The sequence below is a fragment of the Escherichia sp. WS3227_2 genome (genome assembly GCF_046486495.1).
Classification (GTDB): domain Bacteria; phylum Pseudomonadota; class Gammaproteobacteria; order Enterobacterales; family Enterobacteriaceae; genus Escherichia; species Escherichia coli.
Genome location: NZ_JBJQLG010000001.1, coordinates 576,609 through 601,134, shown reverse-complemented (window position 1 = coordinate 601,134; position 24,526 = coordinate 576,609). Strand labels below are relative to the sequence as shown.

At 52.6% G+C, this 24,526-nt stretch carries 30 protein-coding genes; 7 read left to right on the top strand and 23 right to left on the bottom strand.

Annotation, left to right across the window (positions count from 1 at the left end):
• Positions 1-60 precede the first annotated feature (60 nt).
• The 3 genes from ACJHXB_RS02925 to ACJHXB_RS02915 all read right to left on the bottom strand — a co-directional run bounded on the left by ACJHXB_RS02925 (position 61) and on the right by ACJHXB_RS02915 (position 3,031).
• A complete protein-coding gene (locus ACJHXB_RS02925; RefSeq protein WP_000130380.1) occupies positions 61-1,068 on the bottom strand; it encodes a luciferase-like monooxygenase in 1,008 nt (335 codons plus the stop codon).
• Between the two features lie 80 nt (positions 1,069-1,148).
• Positions 1,149-2,027 carry a U32 family peptidase gene (locus ACJHXB_RS02920; RefSeq protein WP_001318059.1) on the bottom strand — a complete coding sequence of 293 codons (879 nt, stop codon included), beginning with the start codon at positions 2,025-2,027 and terminating at the stop codon, positions 1,149-1,151.
• Positions 2,028-2,035: 8 nt separating this feature from the next.
• Positions 2,036-3,031 carry a peptidase U32 family protein gene (locus ACJHXB_RS02915; RefSeq protein WP_001298771.1) on the bottom strand — a complete coding sequence of 332 codons (996 nt, stop codon included), beginning with the start codon at positions 3,029-3,031 and terminating at the stop codon, positions 2,036-2,038.
• A 208-nt stretch (positions 3,032-3,239) separates the two neighbouring features.
• Here ACJHXB_RS02915 and ACJHXB_RS02910 point away from each other — a divergent pair, with 208 nt between their 5' ends.
• Positions 3,240-3,764, top strand: a complete 525-nt coding sequence (locus ACJHXB_RS02910; RefSeq protein WP_001469258.1) for an SCP2 domain-containing protein — start codon at positions 3,240-3,242, stop codon at positions 3,762-3,764.
• Positions 3,758-4,261: a GNAT family N-acetyltransferase gene (locus tag ACJHXB_RS02905; RefSeq protein WP_000908554.1), complete on the top strand. Its 504-nt coding sequence runs from the start codon at positions 3,758-3,760 to the stop codon at positions 4,259-4,261. Before ACJHXB_RS02910 ends, ACJHXB_RS02905 begins: the two co-directional genes overlap by 7 nt.
• On the opposite strand, the gene yhbQ is transcribed toward ACJHXB_RS02905, so the two are convergent.
• Entirely contained in the window at positions 4,248-4,550 is a 303-nt protein-coding gene (gene yhbQ / locus ACJHXB_RS02900) for a DNA damage response exodeoxyribonuclease YhbQ (RefSeq protein WP_001469257.1), read from the bottom strand. The genes ACJHXB_RS02905 and yhbQ overlap by 14 nt on opposite strands.
• A gap of 50 nt (positions 4,551-4,600) precedes the next feature.
• On the opposite strand from yhbQ, the gene ACJHXB_RS02895 reads away from it, so the two are divergent.
• On the top strand, positions 4,601-5,044 hold the full coding sequence (locus ACJHXB_RS02895) for a YhbP family protein (protein ID WP_000449453.1): 444 nt from the start codon (positions 4,601-4,603) through the stop codon (positions 5,042-5,044).
• Here the strand turns inward: ACJHXB_RS02895 and yhbO are convergent.
• The gene (gene yhbO / locus ACJHXB_RS02890; protein WP_000037615.1) at positions 5,024-5,542 is read right to left on the bottom strand and encodes a protein/nucleic acid deglycase; all 519 of its coding nucleotides are present in this window, start codon (positions 5,540-5,542) and stop codon (positions 5,024-5,026) included. The two genes, ACJHXB_RS02895 and yhbO, sit on opposite strands and share 21 nt — an antisense overlap.
• Positions 5,543-5,669: 127 nt before the next feature.
• Here yhbO and ACJHXB_RS02885 point away from each other — a divergent pair, with 127 nt between their 5' ends.
• Both ACJHXB_RS02885 and ACJHXB_RS02880 read left to right on the top strand, forming a co-directional pair.
• Positions 5,670-6,305, top strand: a complete 636-nt coding sequence (locus tag ACJHXB_RS02885; RefSeq protein WP_001469256.1) for an NAD(P)H-binding protein — start codon at positions 5,670-5,672, stop codon at positions 6,303-6,305.
• A 72-nt stretch (positions 6,306-6,377) separates the two neighbouring features.
• The gene (locus ACJHXB_RS02880) at positions 6,378-7,418 is read left to right on the top strand and encodes a permease (protein ID WP_000147609.1); all 1,041 of its coding nucleotides are present in this window, start codon (positions 6,378-6,380) and stop codon (positions 7,416-7,418) included.
• 112 nt (positions 7,419-7,530) lie between these two features.
• Here the strand turns inward: ACJHXB_RS02880 and dolP are convergent, their stop codons facing one another.
• The 4 genes from dolP to lpoA are packed head-to-tail and all read right to left on the bottom strand — an operon-like array spanning position 7,531 to position 11,115.
• Positions 7,531-8,106, bottom strand: a complete 576-nt coding sequence (dolP, locus tag ACJHXB_RS02875; protein WP_000646049.1) for a division/outer membrane stress-associated lipid-binding lipoprotein — start codon at positions 8,104-8,106, stop codon at positions 7,531-7,533.
• 9 nt (positions 8,107-8,115) lie between these two features.
• Complete coding sequence (diaA, locus tag ACJHXB_RS02870) at positions 8,116-8,706, bottom strand: DnaA initiator-associating protein DiaA (protein ID WP_001158035.1); 591 nt, start codon at positions 8,704-8,706, stop codon at positions 8,116-8,118.
• 19 nt (positions 8,707-8,725) lie between these two features.
• Complete coding sequence (locus tag ACJHXB_RS02865; protein ID WP_000246837.1) at positions 8,726-9,121, bottom strand: YraN family protein; 396 nt, start codon at positions 9,119-9,121, stop codon at positions 8,726-8,728.
• Positions 9,079-11,115 (bottom strand): penicillin-binding protein activator LpoA, encoded by a 2,037-nt coding sequence (lpoA, locus tag ACJHXB_RS02860; protein WP_410233461.1) that lies wholly within the window; start codon positions 11,113-11,115, stop codon positions 9,079-9,081. The genes ACJHXB_RS02865 and lpoA overlap by 43 nt, the downstream gene beginning before the upstream one ends.
• A gap of 64 nt (positions 11,116-11,179) precedes the next feature.
• Between lpoA and rsmI the strand changes: the two genes are divergently transcribed.
• Complete coding sequence (rsmI, locus tag ACJHXB_RS02855; RefSeq protein ID WP_000809263.1) at positions 11,180-12,043, top strand: 16S rRNA (cytidine(1402)-2'-O)-methyltransferase; 864 nt, start codon at positions 11,180-11,182, stop codon at positions 12,041-12,043.
• Between the two features lie 49 nt (positions 12,044-12,092).
• Here rsmI and ACJHXB_RS02850 read toward each other — a convergent pair whose 3' ends face one another.
• The 12 genes from ACJHXB_RS02850 to kbaZ all read right to left on the bottom strand — a co-directional run bounded on the left by ACJHXB_RS02850 (position 12,093) and on the right by kbaZ (position 22,520).
• Positions 12,093-12,860 (bottom strand): galactosamine-6-phosphate isomerase, encoded by a 768-nt coding sequence (locus ACJHXB_RS02850; protein ID WP_019843039.1) that lies wholly within the window; start codon positions 12,858-12,860, stop codon positions 12,093-12,095.
• On the bottom strand, positions 12,861-13,652 hold the full coding sequence (agaD, locus tag ACJHXB_RS02845; RefSeq protein WP_000534351.1) for a PTS galactosamine transporter subunit IID: 792 nt from the start codon (positions 13,650-13,652) through the stop codon (positions 12,861-12,863).
• Positions 13,642-14,445, bottom strand: coding sequence for a PTS galactosamine transporter subunit IIC (agaC, locus tag ACJHXB_RS02840; protein ID WP_000544496.1), 804 nt, complete (start codon positions 14,443-14,445; stop codon positions 13,642-13,644). The genes agaD and agaC overlap by 11 nt, the downstream gene beginning before the upstream one ends.
• Positions 14,446-14,483: 38 nt before the next feature.
• A complete protein-coding gene (gene agaB, locus ACJHXB_RS02835) occupies positions 14,484-14,960 on the bottom strand; it encodes a PTS galactosamine transporter subunit IIB (RefSeq protein ID WP_000098025.1) in 477 nt (158 codons plus the stop codon).
• 166 nt (positions 14,961-15,126) lie between these two features.
• Positions 15,127-15,987 (bottom strand): tagatose-bisphosphate aldolase subunit KbaY, encoded by an 861-nt coding sequence (gene kbaY, locus ACJHXB_RS02830; RefSeq protein WP_000022766.1) that lies wholly within the window; start codon positions 15,985-15,987, stop codon positions 15,127-15,129.
• A gap of 12 nt (positions 15,988-15,999) precedes the next feature.
• Positions 16,000-17,154 (bottom strand): AgaS family sugar isomerase, encoded by a 1,155-nt coding sequence (locus ACJHXB_RS02825; RefSeq protein ID WP_001114890.1) that lies wholly within the window; start codon positions 17,152-17,154, stop codon positions 16,000-16,002.
• 349 nt (positions 17,155-17,503) lie between these two features.
• Positions 17,504-18,637, bottom strand: a complete 1,134-nt coding sequence (nagA, locus tag ACJHXB_RS02820) for an N-acetylglucosamine-6-phosphate deacetylase (RefSeq protein WP_001469255.1) — start codon at positions 18,635-18,637, stop codon at positions 17,504-17,506.
• Complete coding sequence (gene agaF / locus ACJHXB_RS02815; protein WP_000948829.1) at positions 18,634-19,068, bottom strand: PTS galactosamine/N-acetylgalactosamine transporter subunit IIA; 435 nt, start codon at positions 19,066-19,068, stop codon at positions 18,634-18,636. The genes nagA and agaF overlap by 4 nt, the downstream gene beginning before the upstream one ends.
• Positions 19,069-19,085: 17 nt before the next feature.
• Positions 19,086-19,964 (bottom strand): PTS N-acetylgalactosamine transporter subunit IID, encoded by an 879-nt coding sequence (gene agaE / locus ACJHXB_RS02810; protein WP_001295548.1) that lies wholly within the window; start codon positions 19,962-19,964, stop codon positions 19,086-19,088.
• Positions 19,954-20,733, bottom strand: a complete 780-nt coding sequence (gene agaW, locus ACJHXB_RS02805; RefSeq protein ID WP_000406214.1) for a PTS N-acetylgalactosamine transporter subunit IIC — start codon at positions 20,731-20,733, stop codon at positions 19,954-19,956. The genes agaE and agaW overlap by 11 nt, the downstream gene beginning before the upstream one ends.
• 10 nt (positions 20,734-20,743) lie before the next feature.
• Positions 20,744-21,217, bottom strand: a complete 474-nt coding sequence (agaV, locus tag ACJHXB_RS02800) for a PTS N-acetylgalactosamine transporter subunit IIB (RefSeq protein ID WP_001295547.1) — start codon at positions 21,215-21,217, stop codon at positions 20,744-20,746.
• A 22-nt stretch (positions 21,218-21,239) separates the two neighbouring features.
• Positions 21,240-22,520 carry a tagatose-bisphosphate aldolase subunit KbaZ gene (gene kbaZ, locus ACJHXB_RS02795; protein WP_000681943.1) on the bottom strand — a complete coding sequence of 427 codons (1,281 nt, stop codon included), beginning with the start codon at positions 22,518-22,520 and terminating at the stop codon, positions 21,240-21,242.
• A gap of 248 nt (positions 22,521-22,768) precedes the next feature.
• Between kbaZ and agaR the strand changes: the two genes are divergently transcribed.
• Complete coding sequence (gene agaR / locus ACJHXB_RS02790) at positions 22,769-23,578, top strand: aga operon transcriptional regulator AgaR (protein ID WP_000072171.1); 810 nt, start codon at positions 22,769-22,771, stop codon at positions 23,576-23,578.
• A 54-nt stretch (positions 23,579-23,632) separates the two neighbouring features.
• On the opposite strand, the gene yhaV is transcribed toward agaR, so the two are convergent.
• Together yhaV and prlF are read right to left on the bottom strand one after the other, a co-directional pair.
• Entirely contained in the window at positions 23,633-24,097 is a 465-nt protein-coding gene (gene yhaV, locus ACJHXB_RS02785) for a type II toxin-antitoxin system ribonuclease toxin YhaV (RefSeq protein WP_000347258.1), read from the bottom strand.
• Positions 24,097-24,432, bottom strand: coding sequence for a type II toxin-antitoxin system antitoxin PrlF (gene prlF, locus ACJHXB_RS02780; protein WP_001604880.1), 336 nt, complete (start codon positions 24,430-24,432; stop codon positions 24,097-24,099). Before prlF ends, yhaV begins: the two co-directional genes overlap by 1 nt.
• Between the last annotated feature and the right edge of the window lie 94 nt (positions 24,433-24,526).

Here is a 24,526-nt window from a genome sequence, read left to right as displayed (position 1 = left end):
TATCAGGTCTACGTAGGACAGCGTTGCCAGCTCGGATAAGGCTTCCCGCGTTAAGACATACTATCCCAACAACTCTTCCTTCACATCCATCGCCAGTTCAAACGAATGCAGGCGTGCCTGGTGATCGAAAATCTGCCCGTTAACCATAATCTCATCGGCGTCGGTTTCGCGCAGGATCGACTGCAAGCCATGACGCACTTTCGCTTTATCACCTACCAACGACATACTCAGCGCCTGCTGCACGCCATACTGCTCAGACGGTGACCAGAACTGATCCATATTTTGAATCGGTGGCGGTAGTTGTCCGGTTTCGCCACGGCGTAGTTTCACAAAGGCTTGCTGCATTGAGGTAAACAGAAATTCAGCGTCGCGGTTGCTGTCGGCGGCGATAATATTGATGCACACCATCGCATACGGTTTTTCCAGCCGTGCCGACGGTTTGAAGTTGCTGCGATAAAGATGCAGCGCCTGGAACAACATATCCGGCGCGAAGTGTGAGGCAAACGCAAACGGCAGACCAAGCTGCGCCGCCAGTTGCGCGCTGTAAAGGCTGGAGCCTAACAACCACACGGGGATTTTCTCGCCATAGCCTGGTACCGGGCGCACATGCGGATTGGGATCGCGGGCGTCAAACCAGTCCACCAGCTCCGCGACATCGCGGGGGAAATTATCAATATCGCCGCTCATATGACGACGTAGAGCCATCATGGTTCGCTGGTCACTACCCGGAGCACGACCCAGCCCCAAATCGATTCGCCCCGGATAGAGCGTATTAAGCGTGCCGAACTGTTCGGCAATGACCAACGGTGAGTGGTTAGGCAACATCACGCCGCCAGACCCCAGATGCAGCGTAGTGGTATTCGCCGCCAGATAGCCAATCAAAACTGATGTTGCAGCACTGGCAATGCCGGTCATATTGTGGTGTTCCGCCAGCCAGTAGCGATGATAGCCGCGCTTTTCAGCCAGACGGGCGAGGTCGAGAGAGTGGGAGAACGCTTCTCGCGCTGAAGAACCTTCGGGAATAGGGGCCAGATCGAGTAGCGAAAACGCAATGGTTTTATCAGTCATAACAGCTCACTTTGTTACCGATTAATCTTTAATACTGCATTAAAGAGTAGTTAAAGTTGTTAACAAAGTGAGCTATATACTTACGCTTGCAGCTCCAGCCCGGCCAGCCGCCGCCAGTAGCCGTTACAATCGCTGTTTGCCGTCAACGGCAGTGGTGCAGCGCCATTTTCATTGGCGCGGAAGGCGTCGAGTATCGCGAAAGTGTCAGTACCCTGCGGTGACAGGCGGACCACATCGACCAGCCCCTGCATGGATGCCAGCTCGTTACCGAGGTTGTAAACGTAGCCGCTCATGGTCTGAATGCCATTGAGTACAAACACTTGTTGGTTTTCCTGCGATAGCACGTTGCGCCCGTTCGGATACTTAATGCAGCAGGTTTCACACTCATCTTTCGGGCGGTCTTCCGAACGCGCGGTAAAGCAGCGGGCGGAGTAGGCCAGCGGCAGATGACCGTAGCTCAGGACTTCCACTTCAAACTGGTTGCGAATGCCCAGCTCATCGCACTGATTAAGCAGATTCACCAGCCAGTCGCGGGAAAGCTCCACCGGCATACACCAGCGCATCATGCCCTGTTTGAGCAATATTTTCAGTGTCACCGCGTTGTAGCAGTTCAGCGCGTGCCCGGCGACGAACGGCAGTTTGCGTTCAGCGCACATATTCACCACGCCGAGATCGCTGGCTTCAATCAGAAACTCACCGTTCTCAACATAGCGTTTCAGTTCGCCCAGTTCAGAGGATGCCTGCACCAGCGCCAGCGTGGAGAGCACAATCTGCTTACCACTTCCGGCGAGTGATTTTGCCATCTCCAGCCAGTCGCCAACTTTGGTTGCCCGGCGCTTGCTGCATACCGCTTCACCAAGATAAATCACGTCGGCGCTGCTGGCGGCGGCCTGCTGATAAAATTCTTCCAGCGTCTCTTTTGGCCAGTACCACAGCACTGGCCCTAAGGAATATTTCATTGCTTTTCTCACTGCCATTTACGGTGATACGCGCCAAGGGTGGTCTGCGTGCCTTCGGACATCGACCCGAGCGTCTCCATCCACGCGCTTTGCGGTATGAAGTTTTGCGGATCGGCCTTACAACGGTCGATAGCCTGACGCCAGACTTTCGCCACCTGGCTGACATACGCCGGGCTACGCTGGCGGCCTTCAATTTTCACCGAAGCAATATTCGCTGCCATTAACTCCGGCAGCAGTTCCAGGGTATTGAGACTGGTGGGTTCTTCCAGCGCGTGATAGCGCTCGCCGTCCACCAGATAACGCCCTTTACACAGCGTCGGATAACCTGCGTTTTCGCCATCCTGATAACGGTCGATCAGCACTTCGTTCAGGCGAGATTCCAGCCCCTGCGGCGTTTGCTGCCAGCGCACGAAACGGGCCGGAGAACACGCACCCACAGTGTTGGGCGACTCACCTGTCAGATACGACGACAGATAGCAACGGCCCTCCGACATAATGCACAGGCTGCCAAAAGCAAAGACTTCCAGTGGTACAGGTGTGACCCGTGCCAGCTGTTTCACCTGATGAATCGACAACACGCGCGGCAGCACCACGCGGGCAACGTCAAAATGGCGATGATAAAAGTTAATCGCCTCTTCATTGGTCGCCGAAGCCTGCACTGACACATGACGCTCAATATGCGGGTAACGCTCGGCGGCGTACTCCAGCATGGCGAGGTCGGCGAGGATCAGCGCGTCGGCACCCAGCTGCGCCGCCATATCCACGGCACGCTGCCAACGGGCGTAACCGTCCGGATGCGCAAAAGTGTTAATCGCGATGTGAAGTTTGCGGCGATGTTGATGGACAAAACTCACCGCTTCCTGCAATTTTTTCTCGGTAAAGTTAAGGCCGGCGAAGTGACGGGCATTGGTATCATCTTTTAGCCCGATATAAACAGCATCTGCGCCGTTTTCGATGGCCGCCTTAAGCGCCGGGAGATTTCCGGCAGGGCAGAGCAGCTCCATAATTTTTCCTGAAGGTTGCGCTATCAAAGCGCAAAAATGTTAACGAACTGGGATTTTAGTTAACCTTGCTGCGACAATTTTTGATTTAAGGCAGTTAAAGTTGTATTGGTGGTAGCAGCAATTTCATATGGAATTGTTGATTTATACCGCTATGTTATTTTTCTGATATGGCAAAATAGGATGATTGTTGAAACAGGGAGTAAAACTCGTGTTGGATAAACTGCGTTCCCGTATTGTGCATTTGGGGCCATCTCTGTTGAGTGTACCGGTAAAACTGACGCCATTTGCGCTAAAACGCCAGGTTCTTGAGCAGGTCCTAAGCTGGCAATTCCGTCAGGCGCTGGATGATGGCGAGCTGGAGTTTCTTGAAGGCCGCTGGTTAAGTATTCATGTGCGTGATATTGACCTGCAATGGTTTACCTCGGTGGTGAATGGCAAACTGGTCGTTAGCCAGAACGCGCAAGCTGATGTGAGTTTTAGTGCCGACGCCAGCGATCTGCTGATGATTGCGGCGCGTAAACAGGATCCGGATACGCTCTTCTTCCAGCGTCTGCTGGTGATTGAAGGCGATACGGAGCTGGGGCTGTATGTGAAAAACCTGATGGACGCCATTGAACTGGAGCAAATGCCGAAAGCCTTACGCATGATGCTGCTGCAACTGGCGGATTTTGTTGAGGCGGGAATGAAAACCGCGCCTGAAACCAAACAGACATCGGTAGGTGAACCATGCTAATTCGAGTAGAAATTCCCATTGATGCGCCGGGTATTGATGCCCTGCTGCGTCGTTCATTCGAAAGCGATGCGGAAGCGAAGCTGGTTCACGATCTGCGTGAAGATGGCTTTCTGACGCTGGGGCTGGTGGCGACAGATGACGAAGGTCAGGTCATTGGCTATGTGGCATTTAGTCCGGTTGATGTGCAGGGCGAAGACCTGCAATGGGTCGGCATGGCACCGCTGGCGGTAGATGAAAAATACCGTGGACAGGGGCTGGCACGCCAACTGGTCTATGAAGGACTCGATTCGCTTAATGAGTTCGGCTATGCCGCAGTGGTGACGCTGGGCGATCCGGCGCTGTACAGTCGTTTCGGCTTTGAGCTGGCGGCGCATCACGATCTGCGTTGCCGCTGGCCGGGCACTGAAAGCGCCTTCCAGGTACATCGTTTAGCGGATGACGCGCTGAACGGCGTAACCGGTCTGGTTGAGTATCACGAGCACTTCAATCGCTTTTAATCTTTGGGGTTTGCAGGCTGCTCAACAGTTCTGCAAACCCTGTGCCTTTCGCTACCAGACGCTCTTTCTGCCGTTTGGTCAGTTGCTTAACGCGATATTCCGCCCGTAGTGCCAGTGAACGGTCGCCCACTGGCGCGGAAAATGCCAGCGTCAGTTCACCTTTCCCACGCAGTGCTTTTGCGCCTTTGCCGCTTTGATGTTGCTGATAGCGGCGTTCGACATCCGTGGTGATCCCGGTATAAAGCTTATTGTCGGCGGTACGGATCAAGTAAAGAAACCAGGGTGTCATCGTCTGCGTCGCATGTTAAGGTCAGGCCCACAGTATAAAAGAGAACAGCAATGGAAACACTCACCGCCATCAGCCGTTGGCTGGCAAAACAACATGTTGTCACCTGGTGTGTGCAGCAGGAAGGGGAACTCTGGTGCGCTAATGCCTTTTATCTTTTTGATGCGCAGAAAGTCGCCTTCTACATTTTGACGGAAGAAAAAACGCGCCACGCGCAGATGAGTGGGCCGCAGGCGGCAGTTGCCGGAACGGTAAACGGTCAGCCGAAAACGGTAGCGTTAATTCGCGGCGTGCAATTTAAAGGCGAGATCCGCAGGCTTGAAGGTGAGGAAAGCGACCTCGCACGCAAGGCGTACAACCGTCGCTTTCCGGTTGCCAGAATGCTGTCGGCCCCGGTGTGGGAAATCCGGCTTGATGAAATCAAATTCACCGACAACACGCTGGGCTTTGGTAAAAAAATGATCTGGCTACGTAACTCAGGCACCGAGCAGGCGTAATGCCTCGCGGTTAAACGCTGGCAGATCGTCCGGTGTACGGCTGGTAACCAGCTGATCTTTATCGACCACCACTTCCTGATCGTAAAATTCCGCGCCCGCGTTTTTAACATCAATAATGATCGGTTTAACTGCGGTCAGTTTGCGCCCCCGAATCACATCGGCGCTGATCAGCAGCTGCGGACCGTGACAGATGGCGAAAACAGGTTTGCCGCTATTCACAAAATCACGGGTAAAGGTGACAAAACGGTTGTCGCCACGCAGATAATCCGGTGAATGACCCCCTGGTAGCAGCAGGGCATCAAACTCCGCTGGCGTCACTTCATCGATGGATTGATCGATAGTCACGCTGGCTTCTCCTTTTTTGCCTTTCACCGTTTTACCCGCTTGTTTTTCAATGGTAATCACTTCGTGTCCGGCTTTACGGAACTCGTCTGCGGGTGAAGTAAATTCTGAATCCTCAAATTCATCAGTGATTAAAACGGCAATTTTCTTACTCATGCTTCCTCCGCGTTGTTGCATTGGATGAGGCGAATTTCCCACAATCGGGGATAATTACCTCATGGTCTATTAAGCCTGGTGCATGAGCCGTGGAGCGCAAGGCAGACAATTCTGTAAAGGAGCGAAGATGAGTCAGGTACTGATTACAGGCGCAACGGGGCTGGTGGGCGGTCACCTGCTGCGGATGTTGATTAACGAACCGAAAGTTAACGCCATAGCCGCGCCGACGCGACGTCCGTTGGGCGATATGCCCGGGGTGTTTAATCCCCATGATCCGCAACTGACCGACGCGCTGGCGCAGGTCACCGATCCCATCGACATTGTGTTTTGTTGTCTCGGCACCACGCGGCGAGAAGCGGGGAGCAAAGAGGCGTTTATTCATGCCGATTACATGCTGGTAGTGGATACCGCATTAACCGGGCGGCGACTGGGCGCGCAGCATATGCTGGTGGTCAGTGCTATGGGTGCCAATGCACACTCGCCGTTTTTCTATAACCGCGTCAAGGGGGAGATGGAAGAAGCATTAATCTCCCAGAACTGGCCGAAATTAACCATTGCTCGCCCTTCGATGTTGCTGGGCGATCGTAGCAAACAGCGGATGAACGAAACGCTTTTTGCGCCGCTGTTCCGTTTGTTACCAGGTAACTGGAAATCCATTGATGCGAGAGACGTGGCGCGGGTCATGCTGGCAGAGGCGATGCGGCCTGAGCATGAAGGTGTGACGATTTTAAGCTCTTCAGAATTACGCAAAAGAGCTGAATAATTATTCCCAAGAATTGATAGTGAGCGTAATATTCACGCGCTCAATTATCATAACTTATTCCTGGGGAATGCTATGACTGGTCAGTCTTCATCTCAGGCGGCAACGCCCATTCAGTGGTGGAAACCCGCGCTTTTCTTTCTCGTTGTCATTGCTGGTCTCTGGTATGTGAAATGGCAACCTTACTACGGCAAAGCGTTTACTGCTGCCGAAACCCACAGTATCGGTAAATCTATCCTTGCGCAGGCGGATGCTAATCCGTGGCAGGCGGCGTTGGATTACGCGATGATCTATTTCCTCGCGGTATGGAAAGCGGCGGTGCTGGGGGTGATCCTCGGTTCGTTGATTCAGGTGCTGATCCCGCGTGACTGGTTGCTGCGTACGCTTGGGCAATCGCGCTTTCGCGGCACGCTGCTGGGAACGCTGTTTTCGCTGCCGGGCATGATGTGTACCTGCTGTGCGGCTCCGGTCGCGGCGGGAATGCGTCGCCAACAGGTATCGATGGGCGGGGCGCTGGCATTCTGGATGGGGAATCCGTTGTTAAACCCGGCGACGCTGGTGTTTATGGGGTTTGTCCTCGGTTGGCAATTTGCCGCGATTCGTCTGGTTGCAGGCCTTGCGATGGTGTTGCTGATTGCGACGCTGGTGCAAAAATGGGTGCGTGAAACACCGCAAACGCAGGCTCCGGTCGAAATTGACATACCGGAAGCGCAGGGCGGATTTTTTAGCCGCTGGGGCAGGGCGCTATGGACGCTTTTCTGGAGTACGATCCCGGTTTACATCCTTGCAGTACTGGTGTTGGGTGCCGCTCGCGTCTGGTTATTCCCCCATGCCGATGGTGCTGTCGATAACAGCCTGATGTGGGTGGTGGCGATGGCGATAGCGGGATGCTTGTTTGTCATTCCCACGGCAGCAGAAATTCCGATTGTGCAAACGATGATGCTGGCAGGCATGGGAACCGCTCCGGCGCTGGCATTGTTGATGACGCTCCCGGCGGTGAGTTTGCCGTCACTGATTATGCTGCGCAAAGCGTTCCCGGCGAAAGCCTTATGGCTGACGGGGGCGATGGTGGCAGTGTCTGGTGTGATTGTCGGCGGGCTGGCGCTGTTGGTTTGATTTGAGGGAAAACATGTCGGATGCGGCGTAAACGCGTTATTCGACCTACGGTTTGCATCGTTGTAGGCCTGATAAGACGCGGCAAGCGTCGCATCAGGCATTACAAGGGCTGCTATTTAATAAACGTAAACGCCGTGGTTACCCGCTTCACGCCGCTTACCCGGCTGGCAATATCTGCCGCCGCTTTCGCTTCACGTTCAGTCACCAGCCCCATCAGGAACACTTCACCGTTTTCGGTGGTCACTTTCACGTTGGACGATTTCACCAGGTCGCTGGTTAACAGCTGCGAACGCACTTTGGTGGTGATCCACGTATCGTTAGACGCTTCGCCCAGACCAATCGGCTGGCCCTGACGAATCTCGTTATACACTTCGTTGGCACCGTCGACGCCCATCGCAATTTGTTTAGCGCGAGCCGAAAGTTCAGCGTTTGGTGACTGCCCAACCAGCAGCACTTTGCCCTGATACGCCGTGACATTAATACGGGTTTCTTTCTTTATCTGTTCGTCTTTCGACAATGCGCTGTTTACGCGCACTTCCAGGGTACCATCGTCCACCTGGGTGCCGACACTGCGTGGGTCAGTTGCGGCTTTGGTACCCACAGCAGCGGTACCCACTACGGCAGCGGCAACACAACCTTGCAACAGCAGCGCGGAAAGAAGGACTGCGATTGGCGATAATGCCTTCATGTATTCTCCTTAAACATCCTGGTGAGGGAAAAGCGTGTTATCGATCAGATCGCACAGGCAATTTACCGTCAGCATATGCATCTCCTGAATGCGAGCACTACGATGCGAAGGAATGCGGATCTCCACATCCTGTGGCCCTAACAAACCTGCAAGTTCACCGCCGTCATAGCCGGTTAATGCCACAATGGTCATATCACGCGTAACGGCAGCTTCTACCGCTTTTACAATATCGCGGCTGTTGCCACGGGTGGAAATGGCTAACAATACATCTCCCGCATGACCCAGCGCCCGCACCTGTTTTGCATACACTTCATCATGTAAGCGATCGTTGGCAATCGCCGTTAAGACAACATTATCAGTATTTAGTGCAATGGCAGGTAAGCTGGGCCGCTCCGTTTCGAAACGGTTAATCATGCTGGCAGCAAAATGCTGTGCATTGGCAGCGGAAGTTCCATTACCACAACAGAGGATTTTGTTGCCATTGAGCAGAGACTGAACCAGCGTCATAGCTGCACGCGAGATGGCATCCGGAAGCGCCTCTGCCGCCGCAATTTGAGTTTGAATGCTTTCAGTGAAGCAAGCTTTAATTCTTTCTTGCACGCTAATCCTTAAACCTTAATTATGAGTGGTCATTAAAGGCATCCTTAATCCACTCAACCTCATTCCCGGTGAAGGCTACCACATCGAACCGGCAATCCACAGTATCAAAACTCCCATTATGACGCGCGAGCCACAAGCGGGCAGTCTGTAATAATTTGTGTTGTTTGCTGCGGGTCACACTGGCTGCCGCGCCGCCATAAAGCGCAGAGCGGCGGTAACGCACCTCGACAAAAACGGTGGTCCGGCCTTCACGCATTATCAGATCGATCTCGCCGCCACGCTCGTTCACGTTAGCGGCGATAAACCGCAGTCCTTTGCCTTCCAGCCAGCGACGCGCTTGTGCTTCCCACGCATCGCCGGTCTGTTTGGTGGTTAACTGGCGGGGACTACCTGACCTTGTTGGTACTGTAGCCATGATAACTTCCTGTTAATCACGCAATCCGGGTTAGCCGTCAGACTTCCGGTATTACCGTTGATTTCAAAACCCTGAACCTGGCGCATTTGTGAGAAATGATTTGCCAACGACCAGGCATCGACGCCCATCGCATACATGCGAGCCAGCGAATAATCGTTGTTCACCGCGCTGAGCGCCTGCTGCATTAACGGCAGATTACCGCCTGCCAGCATCGGGATTTCGCTGTACTGCAAGCCTTCCATCTCCAGACGGAAATCCGGGCCTGCGGTGCCTTGTGCGCTGCGGGAACTGGCGTACAGCGTTGCACCGCTCTGGCTACCGTTACGCATGGCGATCATCGGTTTGATAAAAGCGATTTCACCCGGCGTTGCCACAATGTAGACCGCATCGACACGACCGCCATTATTGGTGAACTGGTCATCGGTTGGCGTGGTTTGCAGCGTTGGATTGTTGGTCGTCATGCCGGAGTCGGTTGTCGCTCTGGGAGTAATCGGGCTACCCGTTAAAGCAATACCAGAACCGCCGTTAACACCCGCGCGTAATTCGCTGGTGGAACCAAATTTTTGTTGCAGAACGGTGCCGCCACCCAGTTTCTGCCACTCTTGCGCAAACGCATTGGCTACGCGATCGCCCAATGAACTACGTGGGATCAGCACCAGCGGCGCTTGTTTACCCTGGTCACGAATATGACGCGCAGCATCGCGCGCTTCGTCTTCTGGTGAAAGCGCGAAGTAACAAATATTGACGCGGTTTTCGATATTCTCCGGCTGGTTCAGTGCCAGCACGTTCAGCGGGGTGTTGCTCTTCAGCAACTCTTCAACGTTATTTTTCAGCAACGGACCGACCACAATACTCGCGCCATCCTGTTGAACCTGGTTGAGGATCTGGCTAAGTGGTTGTGATGATGTATCGTAGATTTTCAGCTCTGCGGATGGATTCGCGGGTGCGCTTACAGCTGCGGTGGTTGCCGCCGGGGCGCTTACAGGCACCGGCTGGGCTGCAGGTTGTTCACCGGTCAGATCGCTAACCGAGGCTTGCGCCGGGCTGGCAACGCCATCCACGGTTTGCGGCTGAGGTTGTTCTGCTACGTCTGCGGCAGGTGCGGCAACTACCTGAGCCGCCACTGGCTGAGTGCCGATATTTTTCGCCGCTTCAAAGCCTTGCTGAATAGTGCGACCAAATACCGCTGCCTGGCCATTCAGTGGCAACAGCAGGGCGATTTTGTTGGTCGATGCGGGTTTAAACGCTTTTACGTTAACCAACTGCGTTGGCAGCATTTTCGCGCCCGGGTTGTTCGGATAACGTTTCTGCCAGTCGGCGATCCCGGCTTTCATCATGTCGGGATCGTTACGGTTATCAAACCAGATGCGCTGCAGATCCTGCCAGCCTTGCAGAATATTTTCGTCGGCATTGATCACCAGCGTATTCGCCTGTTCCTGAGTCATGGAGGAGAGCGCCTGCCAGGTGGCGTCAATATTCTGCTGCTTTTCTTTCGCGCCGAGCAGCGGTTCCTGAGCAATTAACGCGCGCAGTAAATCAATGGAAGGACGCCCCTGGCTGGCATCGATTTTTGCCTGCCAGTAACGCGCTTGCTGGTTTTGTTCTAAATCTGCAGGTGTGATTTTCGCCAGCAAGTTTTGCGCGCCAGCAAAATCTTTCTGCGCCAGTTTAATCTCTGCCGCCAGCAGTGTTTTCTCGCGACGCTGAGAATCGTTCAGTTCTTGCGGTAGTTGGTTAAACAACTCCACCGCCTGTCCGGTTTTACCTTCTTTCACCAGTGCACGAATGGCGAGTAATTGCCAGTTGATCCTGGTATCATCAGAACTTTGCTGCATCTGTTGCAGGTAAAAGGCAGAATCAGCCTGCGCCGTGCCCTGCATATAAGCAGTGGACTGATCGGGAGTATGGGTGCCACAACCGGCGAAAATCAGGGCTGCCAGAACAACAGGCAGACAACGCGCGGCTTTCAAACGAGAAAATGTTGAGGGTACCATAATGTATCCAGTGATATTTTTTTTACGCAATGCTCAATATTAAATCGGCAATACGGACGACACAATGAAACAACACCAATCGGCGGATAATTCTCAGGGCCAGCTTTACATTGTACCGACGCCAATCGGCAATCTGGCGGATATCACCCAGCGTGCGTTGGAGGTATTACAGGCCGTTGATCTGATTGCCGCCGAGGATACGCGTCACACCGGTTTATTGCTGCAACATTTTGGGATTAATGCTCGGTTGTTTGCGCTGCACGACCATAACGAACAACAAAAAGCCGAAACGCTGCTGGCGAAGCTGCAAGAGGGGCAAAACATTGCGCTGGTTTCCGATGCCGGAACGCCGCTAATTAACGATCCTGGCTACCATCTGGTGCGTACCTGCCGTGAAGCGGGGATTCGCGTGGTGCCGCTACCCGGGCCGTGTGCTGCTATCACTGCGTTAAGCGCCGCGGGTTTACCATCCGATCGTTTTTGTTATGAAGGCTTTTTACCTGCCAAATCAAAAGGCCGCCGTGATGCGCTAAAAGCCATTGAAGCGGAGCCGCGCACGCTGATTTTTTATGAATCTACCCACCGTCTGTTAGATAGCCTGGAAGATATCGTTGCGGTATTAGGCGAATCCCGCTACGTGGTTCTGGCGCGTGAGCTGACCAAAACCTGGGAAACCATTCACGGCGCGCCCGTTGGCGAGCTGCTGGCGTGGGTCAAAGAAGATGAAAACCGTCGCAAAGGCGAAATGGTACTGATTGTCGAAGGCCATAAAGCACAGGAAGAAGACTTACCCGCCGATGCCCTGCGCACGCTGGCGCTGTTGCAGGCAGAACTGCCACTGAAAAAAGCGGCGGCGCTGGCAGCAGAAATTCACGGCGTGAAGAAAAATGCGCTATATAAGTATGCGCTGGAGCAGCAGGGAGAGTGATTACAGGCGTCGCAGCAGGAATAGCGTTGCAACGCCTGTAGCAGGCGAGTTAACGACGACACATCTCATCAATCATGCATGTGAAATAGTTATGCAGCCATAAAAACGAAGCCGGGATAGCGGTGGAGACTTTAGCCGTGAGAAAACGTTCTGTCGCATCCTGCTTTCCTTCGCCAGTCACCAGTAGCAAAACTTCGCGGGCATTGAGAATATCCTTCAGGCCTAAGGTGATCCCACGAGTCACGGGACGGCCCGCGGTTTTTAACATCTCATGTTGCTGTGTTCTGGCATCAAGTTGACTGATATGGCAGGCCGGTTGCAGGCTTTCTCCCGGTTCGTTCAGCCCAAGATGACCGTTTTTCCCCAATCCGAGAACGCATAAATCCAGACCGCCTTTGCGCGCAATCAGGTTCGTTACCCGTTCGCACTCTGTCTCATTTATCTCTTCGGAGCGAAAGCTGATGAGCTGGTCTTCACGTAGCCCCAGCGGCTGCACGATATGCTGTTGCAGGAAAGTTTCGCAGGTACTAGGCATAGTTAATGGCAGATCCACCCATTCGTCGAGCTTCACGAAGGTGAGCTGGCTGACATCAACCTGCTGCTGGTGGATTTTTTCTACCAGATAATGATACGTCAGTAATGGCGTGGCTCCGGTCGCCAGGCAAATCACGGCATCCGGTTTGCTACGGATCACGGCCAATAAATATTCGCTGGCACGTTCACTTAACGCCGTATAGTTTTCAACTTGTTGAAGGGTTTGCACAGGATGAAATTCCTTAAGTAAAGAGGCACCGCCAGACGCAGTGCCTCGTTCCATTTACAAAATGCCGAATGCGGAACAAACAATAGAGAGCACAAAAGTCACGCCGATTAACAGCACCGGATGCGCTTTTTTCACCCGCAGGAAGTAATACATCAGCAGGGTGTAGGCCATCGGTAAAATGTTCGGGAAGACTTTATCGAAGAAATCCTGCTGCAGTGCGACGCTGTGGGTACTGTCGATGGCAAACGATGTCACCACGTTAATATGCACATACGAAGCGATCAGCCCCCCGATTACCGTGATCCCGAGGATGGTTGCCGAACGGGCAATCATCTGCGAGTTCTCTCGCACTTTATCGATCGCCTTCACGCCGACTGAATAACCGACGTGGGTCCAGCCGACGCGCAGGAAAAAGATAAGCAGGTAAACGGCGAAAAATAGAATCGGCCCCAGCAGGTTTCCCTGGCTGGCAAATGATGAGCAAATTCCCGCCATAATCGGTAATAAGGTAAACCAAAAAATCGCATCGCCAATCCCGGCGATTGGTCCAAACAGTGCAACTTTGAGGCCTTTAATGGTGTCGCGGTTTTCTCCTTTTTCTTCCATCGAAATTAATAACCCCATCAGGAATCCGACCAGATTCGGGTGGGTATTAATAAATTCGAGGTTATCTTTCATTGCCGCGCTTAGGCCCGGTTTGTCGTCCTTATAAATCTTTTTCAGGATCGGCAACATCGCCCAGGTAAAACCGCCCGCCTGCATCCTTTCGTAGTTAAAGCTCGCTTGCAGCAGCGACGAACGAAAGCCCAGACGGGTGATATCTTTTTTACTGATTTCAGATCCCATTGCTGTAGTCCTCTTCTTCATTTTTACTGGCAACGGGCTGCGGTTGCGCTTGCTGCCGGGATTTCGCATTGAAAAACTCATACACCGCAAAGCCTGCGCCCAGTACGGCAACCGGCAACAGGTTGCTGACCTGGATGTAGCAAACAAACAGGAAACCGGCGATCAGGTAAGGGATATATTGCGCTTTGAACATTACGCGCAGCAGCAAGCCAAAACCAACGGCAGGCAGAATACCGCCAGCCACTTCAAAGCCGTGGGTCAGCCAGGCGGGCATCGCTTTCACCAGCGCCTGCATCGCCCCTTGTGCCAGGTAAGTACAGAGGAAAGCAATCACCGCATACGCTGAAGCGACGATGAGCATCGTTGTCCAGTTAAGTCGGGAAAACGCTGCCGTATCCGCCCCTTTCGCGCATTTATCGGCTTTGGTCATAAATAATGAGAAAGCGGAATAGAAGAATAGAATGACGTACTGCATTAACAAACTAAACGGCAGGCCAAGACCAATTGCCGTTTTGGCATCAACGCCCGTAGACCATGCAATGACAGTGGTCATCAGACCCGCCATAATCGGGTTGGGCGGCTGAACACCACCTGCAGGGGTTAATCCGGCGAAAGCCAACTCTGTCAGACCACCGGTAATTAAGCCAGTCTGAATATCACCGAGAATAGCGCCAGTTAGGGTACAAACGATTATCGGGCGGAATAAAAATAAGGCTTCCAGCCAAAAATCAATCCCCAGAACGAAAACTAACGCCGCCAGGGATAATCCCTGAAGTAGGGTTATTTCATGCATTTTTATTACCTCAAACCAATATTAAGGCGATTTTAGATTTAGTCAGGGATTTGTTCTTTTTGATCGCCAGGGACGTCCTGAATGAAAACATTCACGCCACGTTGTTTAATAAAACGTAAGTCCGTGAGATCCTGGTCATCGACATAAACTTTACTGCTGATTTGCTTTTTCCCTTCCGAGAAATGCATATTGCCGACGTTGACATCTTTCAGGTCAATGCCACCTTCTACCAATTTACGTACCGTTTGTGGCGTACGGCAAATCAGGAAGATCTTTTGATGCGGTGCAGCTTTGCCGATGACGTTAATGGTTTTTTCGATAGTAAAGAAACGAATGCCAAAGCCGTAGGTTTCTGCGGTAATACCCATTAATTTCTGTTGAATATCATCGTTAGCGACAACATCATCCACGACTACCAGCAAATTTGCACCGATGGTAGATGTCCAGGTCACGCCAACCTGACCGTGAACCAAACGGTTATCAATACGGGTTAAGAGAATATTTGGACTGCTCATTGTGTAATCCTCACCATAAAGTTGAATAATATAATCTTTTTAAATATATTATTGTTGCGATATTGTACTGATGTATTTATTAAGGTTTAGTTATCTCCTTTACCATTAAGGCACTCCCCGATATTAATCGGGAAGTACATTGGGATAAATCATAAAAAACTAATGATTATGCTGAAATTCGATTCGCTGAACCACAGACATTAATTTTATTTCTGACAACTTCTTTCATCGCATCCATACCGACGCGCATATAATAACGAGGATCATTACCCTGCGGATTTTCCGCAAACCAGGCTTTAACCGCGCCAGCGAAGGCTATTTTTAATTCTGTGGCAACGTTCACTTTTGTGACGCCAAGTTCAATAGTGCGACGGACAAATTCATCCGGGACATCGCTGGCACCATGCAGCACCAGAGGAACATCCACCACTTCACGAATTTCCGCCAGCCGCTGGAAATCAATCTTCGGCGTTTTGCTGTATAAGCCGTGCGCCGTACCAATCGCTACCGCCAGGCTGTCGACGCCAGTCAGTTCGACAAAGCGTTTAGCTTCTTGTGGATCGGTCAGGAATGCACTTTCGGCGTCAACGCTCATGTCATCTTCAACACCGCCCAGGCGGCCCAGTTCTGCTTCCACGCTGCAATCCTGTGAGTGGCAGAAGTCGACAACCGATTTCACCAGCTTCACGTTCTCGGCAAACGGGAAGTGGCTGCCGTCGATCATCGCACTGCGCACGCCAGCGTGGACTTTACGGCGAATATCATCCAGCGATTCGTGGTGGTCGAGATGCAGCGCCAGTGGCATGTTGTAGGTTGTGGAATAGGCACTACACAGGGCGTAGATCTCTTCCAGCGCGATATGTTTAAAGGTCCCCGGCGTCCCGGCGAGGATCACCGGCGATCGCATTTCACTGCACACTTCGAGGATCGCCTGGATCGTCTCGGCGTTATGAATGTTAAAAGCAGGCACCGCGTAGCCATTGGCCTGGGCGTCCTGTAACAGATATTTGGTGGAGATAATGCTCATAATGCGATCCTCTTATGCCTGCCACGGATGAATGATTACGCCTTGCACCACGCGGTTAACGGTGCCGCTGGCTGATGGGGTATCCGGCGTATTGCCCATGTGCAGCGACTGCATAAGTGCAAACGTCTGGGCGTACATCAGGAAGCAAAATGCCTGCTCAACGTCGATAAAGTGACGTGACGGCGGCAGGATAATATGTGGACCGGCAGCAACGATGTCTGTGCTTTCCGCGGCGATGGCGATTACGCGCATTGCCTGGTTGTCACGACGAAGTTCAGCCAGCAGATCAAGATCATACTGACGGGTGTAAGGGTGGCTGGAGACAAATACCACCACCAGCGTTTCGTTATCGACCAGCGATTTTGGTCCATGACGGAATCCGGTCGGGGAATCATAAAAGGCCGCCAGTTTACCCGCTGTCAGTTCCAGCACTTTCAGCGCCGACTCGCGTGCTGCGCCCTGTAAGCCACCGCTGCCGAGATAAACGATCCGTTTCCACGGTGCGTAACCAAACACACCCTCGCTGAAATCGCCCAGTGAGGTCAGGATCGCCTGGCAACGATCCGCCACGTCGCGGAAGCTCTGGCTATTGATCGTCTCAGGTGCGAAAACCGCGAGGCAGCTGGCCATCATGGTGGTAATGCTGCTGGTCATCGCAAAGCCGCGATCGTGCGTTTCTGCGGGCATCAGCAGGGCAAACGCGTTGTCGCTGTTGATCGCGTTTTGGTAAAGAGCGCCCGCTTCGTTGCAGGTGATCGGCAGGTGATAGCATTCTGGTACAAATTGATTTGCCAGTTCCACGGCGGCGACGCTTTCCGGGCTGTTGCCGGATCGACCGAAGGAGATCAACAGCAGCGGATGGGCTGGATTCAGGTAGTCCATCGGATTGGTGACCAGATCGGTGGTTGGTACGGCGCTGAAGTTTTTACCGGTATGGCTGGCGAGCCACGGCGCGATGATGTCACCGATAAATGCCGAGGTTCCGGCTCCGGTCAGGATGATCCGCAGATTCTCTTTGCGCAGTAACGGTTCAAGGAAGTTATTGAGCGTGGAACGTAGCGCGTCGATGTTGGTGAGTGAACGGATCCATGCGCGAGGCTGATGGCGGATCTCTTCTTCAGTCCATGTACCGGTTGCGGCAGCAGCAGGGGTGTAATTTTCTGGCATAACTCAATCCTTAGTCTGATGAACTTGACGTCGGGCGTTGTCGCTTTCGCTTACCTTTCGTTTCATTTCACTTGGTGATGTCTTTCGTTGATTAAAATCTATAGAAAAGAAATTGAAAGTTCAATGGAGAAAAAAGAAATAAAACGAAATTTGTGATCATTGAAAGAAAAGACAAGGGAAGATTAAAGAATTGCGTAATGACGTCGCTATGTTCACCGATTGCCGGATGCGGCGTACCGTAGGTCAAAGAAGACGCGTCAGCGTCGCATCCGACACCCTGCACAGAGCACAACGAAAGAAAAAGAAAGGCCTTACGGGGGAAGTGAAGGCCCAACAAAGGAGCAAACCATCAAAACGAAGCTAATTGACCCTGAATCCAGATTTGTTGCACATGCAGCCCGCTATCCAGCGCAACGATGCTGGCGCGTTTGCCCGGTTTAAGCGATCCCAGAACATCATCAACACCCAGCATTTGCGCCGGATGCAGCGACGCCATATGGATGGCTTCCGCAGGCGTTACGCCCGTCAACTCGACCATGTTGCGCACTGCCGCATCGACAGACAGCGTACTGCCCGCCAGCCCACCGGACGCGGTACGGACAACGCCACCGTGCATCTGCACCTCTTCACCACATAACGTATAGCGACCATCCGGCATCCCTGCTGCCTGCATCGCGTCGGTGATGAGCACGATTCTCTCTTTCGCACAGCAACAACACAGCGACATCGCCGCCGGATGCACATGATGACCATCGGCTATCAGTTCCAGCCAGGCGCGCTTGTCCGTTAATCCCGCGCCAACCATTCCCGGTTCGCGGTGATGTAAACCTGTCATCCCGTTATAGCAATGCACCAGGCCGTCGGCACCAGCGTCAAACGCGGCACGGGTTTGTTGCCAGGTCGCCGCGCTATGCCCCAGCATCACCCTTACGTTTTGCTGTTTAAGATGGCGGATGGCCTGCAATGCCCCTTCTTTTTCCGGTGCCAGCGCTACCACGCGCAAGGTGTGCTGAGAAACGGCAATCAATTGATCCAGCTCGGCAATTTCCAGTTCGCGAAACAGCTCCGGCGGATGCGCGCCTTTATTCTGCGGCGTGAAGTATGGCCCTTCGAGATAACTCCCCAGCACTTGCGCACCAGGTCCGCCGCGTTGGCAACGTTGAGCAATACGTTTCAGCGCCGCATGAATGGTATTAAGCGGCGCGGTTACGGTGGTCGGTAACCAACTGCCGACACCTTCGCGTGCTTTGTGCATTGCCAGCTTGTCGAGCACATCCGGCGCGTCATCCATTACATCAACGCCCGCACCACCGTGTACATGGGTGTCGATGTAAGCGGGGCAGAGCAGTTCCGCATCGCGTTCAGTCACGCCCACTGGAATCGGTTCGATTGCTGCGATGACACCGTCAGCAATACGCAACTGATGGTCATCGAGCCATCCCTCTTCAGTTAGCAGCCTTCTGGCGCGCAGAACGGGTGTCATATTCCTTCCTCGACCGGACATTCTTCATGGCAGCGGCCTAACTCGTCCACCAAACTGGTCAGCCCACGGTGTCCACACTCCAGCGCCTGCACACGGAACTCTTCACTGCTTAACCCTTCGCGCTCCAGCACCATCTCCAGTAGCAGTTGCAAATTGGTGCCGGTGATCACTTCACAGCCCGGTTTTTGCATCGCCAGCGTTGAAGCTACGCGAAACGGCGTGCCGCCCAGCAAATCCGTCAGAAAAACAATGCCGTCTTCACAATCGAGTTGGGCGATGGCCTCTTCAAGCTGCGATGTAAGCAGCGCGGTGCTTGAGGTTTCGGGAAAATCGATGGCAATAAACTGCGATTGCTCGCCGAGGATTTGCTTCATTGCTTTTTCCATGCCACTGGCAAACCCGCCATGCCCTGTCAAAATAATACTTAACATCTAATACCTCATTGTATTTAAAGGAAATGGCAGAATTTACCGACGATGCCGAGAACCACGGTAACTGCAATCAGGCGCAGCGGACTCCAGCCGCGGCGTACCAGCCAGAACATGGTCAGGGTGTAGACCAGCGGTAAGAAGGCTGGCATCAGTTTGTCGATAACATCAGCCTGTAACTTAACCACTGCGTCGCCCGCTGTGATTTCCAGCGTGGTGCTTAAACGAACATAGGTTGCCACCAGCGCGCCGATTACCGTCATCCCAACGATTGACGCAGCATGGCCGACTTTTTTGGTATTCGCTTTAATGAGTGGAATCGCCGCCACGCCCATGCGGTAAGCATAATGCGCCAGACCAAAACGCAGCCCCAGGTGTACCACGTTAAACAGCACAATAAAGACGACTGCGCCAAGAATAGAGCCTTGTAGCGCGAGGCTTGCGCCTATCCCGCCACAAATCGGCAGTAGCGTTAGCCAGAACATCGCATCGCCAATCCCGCCGAGCGGCGCACCGACGGCAATTTTGGTGCTCTGAATACTGTTAACGTCCTGCTTAGAACGCTCCATCGCAAGGATAATGCCGATAACAAACGTCACCAGAAACGGATGGGTATTGAAGAAACCCATATGCCCTTTCATGGCGCGCGCCAGGTCGCGTTTATTAGTGTGGATCTTTTTCAGAGCAGGCAGCAGACCGTACAACCAGCCAGAAGCCTGCATACGTTCGTAGTTAAAAGACGCTTGTAACAGCATGGAACGCCAGGCGACGCGGTTGATATCTTTTTTCGTCAGCTCTGCGCCAATACTCTGATCTTCATACACGTTTTCATTAACGCCTGTCAGCAATGTTTCTTCGTTTTCACTGACGTTCGGCAGGGTGGTTTGATTAGATGCCATCTTCAAATTCCTCTTTCTGTGCCGCAGGTTGAGTCGGTTCAGGAGATTTACGCAGCAGGTCGATCAACGCCATCGCCAGCGCTGCGGCAGCAATAGCCAGCACCGGTAACTTGAGCCAGGCTGCGGCAACAAAGCCCAGGATGAAGTAGGGGATGTAGACGTTTTTCATCATGATTTTCAGCAGCACGGCAAAACCGATTGCTGGCATGATGCCGCCCGCGACGCCGAGGCCGTCGATTAATCGTTGCGGCAGGACATCAATGATGGTTTTGGCATGTTCTGCGCCGAAGTAGATAGGCAGGAAAGCGCAGAGAAAATAGAAAGTGCCGAGTGCCAGCAGTGCCAGATAGTTCACGCGTTCAATGCCGCGTGTATCGGCGTTCTCCGCCATCCGGTCGCAGCGGGACATCACGCCAGACATCACCGAGAACAGGAAGGTAATCCCCATCTGTACTGCGACAGCGAAAGGTACGGCGACACCGACCGCGACATCGGGTTTCACGCCAGTAGTAATGGCAAACGCCGTGCCGACGATAGTACCGATAATCACGTTAGGCGGTTGTGCGCCTGCCAGCGGGGCCAGCCCCATCCACACCAGTTCCAGCGTACCGCCGGTTAAAATACCGGTATGCAGATCGCCAAGTACCAGCCCGACCAACGGGCCGAGGACCACCGGGCGGTGCATATGGGTTAGGCCGTTAAACATATCCAGGCCAGCGATAAAGGCGATAATGCCCAATGCAAATGCCTGCAACAGACTGATTTCCATGATGAATCCCTCAAAGTAATTTAAAGAGGTCCACAGCAGGCTCTGTCGGGACTCCCTGAACGAAGCATTCCACCCCAGCGGCTTTCAGGTCGTTAAATGCTGCGATATCACCCGCATCCACAGAAACCGTTTTGGCGATTTGTTGCTTGCCATTGGCGTAGTGCATATTGCCAACGTTAATGCGATTCACCGGAACGCCACCTTTCACCAGCGTCAGGAAATCAGCAGGTGTTTTACAAACCAGCAGGATTTTCTGTCGATCGGCGGCGCGATGAATGTTGTCGATGACTTTTTGCAGCGTCCAGAAACGTACGGCGATCCCTTCTGCCAGTACCATTTCCATCAGGTTTTGTTGTACCGGATCTTCGGCAACCTCATCGTTGGCTACCAGCACCAGATTTGCCCCCGCAAATCCGACCCACTGAACGCCGACCTGACCGTGAATCAAGCGTTCATCAATCCGGCTTAAAACAATATTTGGCATAGCGTGTTCCTCTTTGTTTTGCTTATTGGCCTTCACAGGCTGTGTGGTACTGCGCCAGGATGTCCTGAATATGGTTGATAATGAGTTCCCGTGGCGTCGGTTGCAGCTCGCCGGAGCGAACTTTCACGTATTGCAGCGGCAGATACTGGCTGATGAGCGGTAGCGGAATCGGTGAATCCGCCAGATTACGAACCAGATGGGCGAAAGCGTCATCAATCTGGCTGTCCGGCCAGTAATAGCGCACGCGATCTGAGTAGCTGTAACCACGCGCCAGGCGACGTGCGTTGCCGTCACCGTGGTAGTGGCTTTGCCAGTATTCCGGGCGGTCGAGCATCACGTTTTCCAGCACCTGACGCAGACCAGAACAGGCTTTTGCTGGTACCAGTTCTTCTTCAATCGCTGCCAGAGAGAACAGAGCTTCACGCAGGGCGAAGGTCAGCGCCGGGCCAACTTTCAGAATGGCAAAGTGGTCAATCACTAGCTGGCGCAACGATTGCGGCGTTTGGTAATCGGTAGAGTGCGCTTCGAAAATCAGCGTTTCGTAGTTTTCGACCATCTGGCTTAAGGCGGTCGCTTTGACGGGCTGATAATCAATAACGTTGGTGTGATCGAATTCGACGCCGGGTTGTACCACCAGAGCAATGATGCGTGGCCAGATGGCACTCAGACCTTGCTTTTCAAAGGCGTGACGATGGGCTTCCAGCGTGGCGCGGGCGGCATCCGGCGTGGTGACCGCCAGCTCGCTTAAGGTTTCATGCGCGCCGCCAGGTACCGGTACTTCGGTACCAATGACATACACCAGATCGGCTTCGCCAAAGTGTTCACGACAGGTTTCTTCCGCCACTTTCGCCAGACGTGCGGCGCGTTCAGCCACGATGTCATCAGTTAAGGGAACCGGATCGTCCTGACAGGACATGCTGCAATCAAGGTGAATTTTTTTGAATCCTGCCGCCACGTAGCTTTTAATCAAATCATCGGCATTGGCCATTGCCTGAGCGGCTGGCAGGTTTTGCCAGCGGTTTGGCCCCAGATGGTCACCACCCAGAATCAACGCATCCTGCGGGAAATTCAACGAGTCGGCGAGCTGACAAACAAAGCCGCGAAAATCGGCGGGCGTCATTCCGGTATAACCGCCGAACTGGTCTACCTGATTGGAGGTTGCTTCAATCAGTAACGGCGTTTGGTTTGCACTGGCGTAGCGGATTGCAGCCTCCAGCACCAGCGGATGTGCGGAACAAACGGCATAAATTCCATTTGTTTTGCCCGCTTTGTGCTGTCTCACCATTTCTGTCAGATGTTTCACTTTCCTCTCCAGTTCAGATTACTGCGATATTAATCTTTCGTTTTGTTTCAATTGATACTGCGTCATGGTGAGATAAAAATAAAACGAAAGATAATAGTTTTCTGATCTGATTCACAAAAGAAACATAATGAAAGCCACTGAAACGAGAGTAGCTTGCGCCAATGGGTAAGGTGGGCTTGCATTTGCTTAATAGAAAGGCGTTAATAGGCAAAACGAAATGAAACGAAAGTTTTACGAAAGGACTTACTATGAGTAATACCGACGCTTCAGGTGAGAAGCGAATGACAGGCACCAGCGAGCGACGAGAACAGATCATTCAGCGTCTGCGACAGCAAGGGAGTGTGCAGGTTAACGATCTGTCGGCATTGTATGGCGTATCTACTGTGACGATCCGCAACGATCTGGCGTTTCTGGAAAAGCAGGGGATCGCTGTGCGTGCCTATGGCGGCGCGTTGATCTGCGATAGCACCACGCCGTCAGTCGAGCCATCAGTGGAAGATAAAAGCGCGCTGAACACCGCAATGAAACGCAGCGTTGCGAAAGCTGCCGTTGAGTTGATTCAGCCAGGTCATCGGGTGATCCTCGATTCCGGGACCACCACTTTTGAGATTGCTCGTCTGATGCGCAAGCACACTGACGTAATTGCGATGACCAACGGTATGAACGTGGCTAATGCGTTGCTGGAAGCGGAAGGCGTTGAGCTGCTGATGACCGGTGGGCATTTGCGCCGTCAGTCGCAATCTTTTTACGGCGATCAGGCTGAACAATCGCTGCAAAATTACCACTTCGATATGCTGTTTCTTGGCGTAGATGCGATCGATCTGGAGCGCGGCGTCAGTACGCATAATGAAGATGAAGCCCGTTTAAACCGCCGGATGTGCGAAGTTGCGGAACGGATCATCGTGGTCACCGATTCCAGTAAGTTCAATCGTTCCAGTTTACATAAGATCATTGATACTCAACGTATCGACATGATCATTGTTGATGAAGGCATTCCTGCGGATAGTCTGGAAGGCCTGCGAAAGGCTGGGGTTGAAGTGATTCTGGTCGGGGAGTGAGAAAGGGTGCCCGCTGGTCAACACGAATGCGTTCGGCGGGCATTGTGAACACCATCAATGGGGTTCTTCTGTCTCTCGGGTGAGGGTTTCCCAGTCGGCAGGAGGATGTCCTCTTTTTAACATTTTGCTGAATACGGTATAGGCATCTGTTTTTTTACCGTAGGTGCGCAGAGTGTTTTCATCGTTCATCCATCCCAGAATGATGACTTTCTCTTTTTCACTATAACGAAAGAAGAGACGATAACGACCAGCACCAAATTTTACCCGTGACCAGTCTTTATTTTTCCCAGAGCCTAACGACTTGCCATGACGGAATGCCGGTGATGATGGATTGACCGTGATATGCTCCTCAATCACTTTATGGACTACCGCCAATAACTTTGTGGCGGCTTTTCTCTGATAATTTTCAGGATCTTTTCCCTTTAATATCTCGACTTCGGCAACTAAAGCGTCGTAGGTTTCCTGAAAACAGGGATGAGCATATAGCGCCCAACCATTAACCCTTTGTGGAAAATCCATTATTCGTCGTCGCCAATCTCATCATCAATGTTGACGTCCAGGCCAGCGACAAGTTTCTTTCCTTGTTGAATGTTGAATGGACGAGTTTTTTGCGGGTTGTTCTGGATATCTGCATCCAGAAAACGCAAAAATGCATTCATGGTATGATCCTCCTGTTCATCTCCCAGTCGGCACATAAATACTTGCCCACCAGGCAGAATTTCGTAATGAATGCTGTCCTGGCCTGGCTTCAGTTTTAAGGCCTCACGCACTGGCGCGGGGATAGTTGTTTGTCCGCGTATCGTGACCTTTGATTCAGTGGTCAGTACAGCGTGAGAGCGAGCATTAGCGGGCATGATTCACTGTCCTTTTACAGCCTGTTTTCTGCTCAAATTATAAGCTTGAACTAAGGTAATGCAAATGCATTATTAATGGACGTGGGGACTTTAA